The following is a 3992-nucleotide window of genomic DNA, read 5'->3' on the forward strand; positions in this document are numbered from 1 at the left end:
GCCGCGCCGCCGCCATTGAAGACGCGTGTGAATCCGTTCCAGCCGTTGCCGACCTTGATCGGCCCGCGCCACTGGTCGGAACCACCCGGACGGCTGGCCTCGCTCAGCTGGTACCATTGCAGGTCGCCGGTCAGGTCGACCAGGTATAGGACTGCGGGCGCATACGCCTCGGTGGTCGGGAATTGCCCGATGAACTGACCACGCAGTGATCCGCCGGCAACCAGGCGTGCCAGCACGTCCGACAAGGCCTGCAGCGGCGCGCAACCGCTCTTGTCCTCCAGTTCGACCTCCTCCAGGGGCGCCCCGAGAAGGCTGGGATTGACGGTGCACAGGCTGCCACGTCCCGCTTGCATGGCGAGGCTGAAAGGCTTGGTAGTCAGGACCCGTCGGCCGGTCATCAGGTTGCCGATGTCGAAATGGAACGCGCAGAACCCATCACGGTCCGCAAACTTGCTGCCGGCGATTACGTGGCCGCGGATCCGCCACTTGATGTGCTCCTGGATGGAATGCGGGATGCCCGCCGCGCCGTCGGCGTACTTGTCGAAGTCGGTGCGCACCGCGGTCGCAGCACGATGCCGCTCCAGCCGGGCCTGGTCATCGACCAGACGCGCCCGCTGCCCGGCCTGCACCGCCCGCTCGCGCGCCGCCAGCCAGATGAGCATGCCTATCAGGTAGACGGGCAGGGTGGGGACATTCTTGAAGCGCAGCGTCGCCAGGGCCGGCTCGTGCCGCGTCTGCCTGCTGGCCGGGTCGCGGAACTCCTTCTCGACCACGTCCGTCCAGCGCCAGATCTCGTGATCGTTGCGCAGGAACTTGTCGAGGACGACTCCTGCCTCGTTGGCGACACTCACCGCGACGTCGGTGCTGCCGGGCTGGTCCCGCAGCCGGATCTGGAGGACCCGGAAGTCGTCGAGATAGTCCAGGAGGTCACGCAGGGTCTGGCGGTTGCTCTCGATCGCCGCCTGCTGGACCATCTCGTCCAGCCGCTGGTCGAGCACTACCAGCACGCCCTTGATCTCGTCGATCTGCTGCTGGAGCTTGTTCAGAGCGGCTATGATCTTCTCCTCGTCATCGCCGCCGAGGAAGTCGATCAATTCCATGACGAAGACGGCCGCTGCGATGATGCCGCCGACGGTGGGGCCGCCCAAGGCGGTGCCGGCGGCCGCGGTGGCCAGCAACTCGTCCATCTTGTCGGCGATCGTTGCCTGGATCTTCAGGCCGTCCTCGGTGAAGCTCAGATCGCTGGACATCATATCCTCCCGAACCGAACCATCCAGGCCACTTGCCGCAGCCCTTTCCACTACGCCGCAATGATGCGCGCCGCGGCGCCCGATCCCGGAGGAACCCGTCGGGTGTCCCGCGCTCACGTACAGAGCTTGTTCTGGCTGTAGATGCCCGTCCGAGGCCGCTATTCCAGAACGTCACTCGATCTTCTAGCGATATGCGGAACAATTACAGTGATGCACATCACGGGAGACTGGCATGTACATCCGGCGGCGAACGGCCGACCGTACCGGCTCAGCCATCGTGATCGTGTCGTTGGCCAGCACAGCTGCCGGCGGCAACATGTTCAGACAGAGCTTCGGAATCGAGCGCCGTCACGCATCGACCGCGCCAGCTCTGCGGCGCTCTAGGTCTGCGGCGGCATCGCTACGGTCACGGGCTGAGCTTGGCCACGCCGCTCCTCCGGCGCGGCGCGGCCGCCGCCATCGCAAGCTTAGCTACGGCTTGCCCCGGCGGGCGATTTGGATGGATTCCCCTGCCTCTAACCGGCCGAGCAATTCGCTCAGGTGTGCCTTGGCATCCCCCAGCGTGACCGTGCCCATGCCATGTTCCTGACCATGTGGATGGTCACATGGCATCTCCTGGACAGGTCGTGCGATGCGGCTGCCGCAGCGGCAGCCGCCATGCTGGCGCCCGGCCTGCTACCAGCTCCCGCCCAGGCCCAGCCGCTCCAGGATCCGCTGGCGCAGCCGCACCAGCTCGGGGTCGTCGCGGTGGCGCGGGTAGGGGCGGTCGACCCGCAGCTCCTCGACGATCCGGGCCGGCCGGTCGCTGAACACGATCACCCGTGTCGCCAGGAACAGCGCTTCCTCGATGTCGTGGGTCACCATCAGCGCGGTGAAGCCGGCGCGCTGCCAGAGCGAGACCAGCTCGCCCTGCATGGTGAGCCGGGTGAGCGAATCGAGCTTGCCCAAAGGCTCGTCCAGGATCAGCAGGCGGGGGTCGTTGACCAGGGCGCGGGCCAGTGCCGCCCGCTGCGCCATGCCGCCGGAGAGCTGGTGGGGCAGGGCGCTGGCGAACCGGGCGAGGCCTACCAGCTCCAGCGCCTGGTCGACCCGGTGGCGCTGGCTCTTCAGGATGCCGCGCGCCTCCAGGCCCAGCGCCACGTTGTCCCAGACGGTGCGCCACGGGTAGAGGGTCGGGTCCTGGAACACCACGACCCGCGACGGGTCCGGCCCGGTGATCGGCGCGCCATCGGCCAGGATCCGGCCGCCGCGCGGCGGCTCCAGCCCGGCGATGAGCCGGAGCAGGGTGGACTTGCCGCAGCCCGAGGGGCCCAGCAGCGCCACGAACTCGCCGGGCTCGATGTCCAGCGCGATGTCCTGGAGCACGGGCAGCAGCTCGTCCTGCAGGACGAAGCCATGGCTCACCCGCTCGACCGACAGGGCCATCCCGGGCGGCAGCGCAGCCTGGGCCAGTGCGGCGCTCACCATTTCAGCATTCCCTTCTGCCAGGCCAGGTGCCGGTCGCGGACCTTGAACAGGAGCGTCACCAGGCTCGAGCACATCAGCGCGGTGATCAGCAGGGCGGCATACATGTTGCCATAGGCTGCCCAGCCTAGCGCCCATTGCAGGTACCAGCCCAGCCCCGCCTTCACCCCCATCATCTCGGCCACCACCAGCACGGCAAACGAGGCGGCCATGCCCATGAACAGGCCGACATAGACATGCGGCATCGCCGCCGGCACCGCGACCTTCAGCACCAGGAACCGGTTCTTCGCCCCTAGCGTGCGGGCGATGTCGTAATAGGCGGAGTTGACGCTGGCCACGCCCGACCAGGTCAGGATCGTGACCGGCACGAAGGTGGCAAGGGCGATCAGGAACACGCTGGCCGCCCAGCTCGACGGGAAGGTGAAGAACGCCACGGGCAGCCAGGCCACCGGCGGCAACGGCCCGATCAGGCGCAGCACCGGGTGCACCCAGTATCCCACCAGCCGGGACCAGCCGAGTCCGATCCCGGTGACGAAGCCGGTGATCGCACCCAGCAGGTAGCCGGTCACCAGCAGGCCGAGCGAGGCCAGCACGCATTCGACGAGGCGCGGCCAGTCGTCGATATAGACGGTGAGGAGCTCCTGCGGCGGGGCGAAGAACGGCCGGGGCAGCAGGTCGAGCTTCGCGGTCGCGATCTCCCAGACGGCCAGGCCGATGCCGAGGACCAGGAACCATGGCCCCGCCCGGCGTAGCCGTGCCAGTCCCGGCGCGCGCGGCAGGAGGCCGGCGAGCGCCAGCACCGCGGCTGCGGCCGCGGCCAGATAGGCCAGCTCCTCGGTGAACGCCCAGTCGTCGGTGGCATTCGGCCAGAGGAGGGTGACTGCGGCCGCCCCGGCCCAGGCGAGGCCCGCCAGGAGCAGGACCGGGTCGATTCGGCCCGGCGCCTGCCCCAGTTCCAGGGCCGGCAGGCCGGCACTGCTCGTCGCATGCGCCAAGTTGCTGGTTCCTTTCCTGCCTCAGACCGCGACGGGCGCGTAGATCTTGTCGGCGAACTTCTCGGGGTCGGTCCTGGGCCGCATCACGCCGACCAGCTTCAGCTCCTCGGTGTACTGGGCCAGTTCCTGGCGCAGCGCGTCGCCCGACGGCGAGTGGCTGTGGCCGTGGTAGCGGATCTGCGTTTCCAGATCCTCGATGCTCGTGTTGGGCGAGAAGGGTTGGTAGGCCTCGGCGGCGATCCGCGGGTTCTCTGCGGTGAAATGCTGGGCCTCAAGCAGCGCC

General features: G+C 68.4%; 3 protein-coding genes and 2 pseudogenes. All 5 read right to left on the reverse strand.

Annotated features, from left to right (window positions below; genetic code table 11):
• Nucleotides 1–1250: hypothetical protein (locus tag EQG76_RS00325; RefSeq protein WP_159709567.1), on the reverse strand; the 1250-nt coding region annotated here is incomplete at its 3' end.
• A 380-nt stretch (nt 1251–1630) separates the two neighbouring features.
• Nucleotides 1631–1826: pseudogene (locus EQG76_RS33190) on the reverse strand (type II toxin-antitoxin system Phd/YefM family antitoxin).
• A 99-nt stretch (nt 1827–1925) separates the two neighbouring features.
• Nucleotides 1926–2717 carry an ABC transporter ATP-binding protein gene (locus EQG76_RS00330; protein WP_159709569.1) on the reverse strand — a complete coding sequence of 264 codons (792 nt, stop codon included), beginning with the start codon at nt 2715–2717 and terminating at the stop codon, nt 1926–1928.
• Complete coding sequence (locus EQG76_RS00335; protein ID WP_159709571.1) at nt 2711–3709, reverse strand: ABC transporter permease; 999 nt, start codon at nt 3707–3709, stop codon at nt 2711–2713. Before EQG76_RS00335 ends, EQG76_RS00330 begins: the two co-directional genes overlap by 7 nt.
• Nucleotides 3710–3730: 21 nt before the next feature.
• A pseudogene (locus EQG76_RS00340) lies at nt 3731–3992 on the reverse strand (ABC transporter substrate-binding protein); the annotation flags it as partial.

The sequence above is a fragment of the Geminicoccus flavidas genome, from assembly GCF_009806515.1.
Classification (GTDB): domain Bacteria; phylum Pseudomonadota; class Alphaproteobacteria; order Geminicoccales; family Geminicoccaceae; genus Geminicoccus; species Geminicoccus flavidus.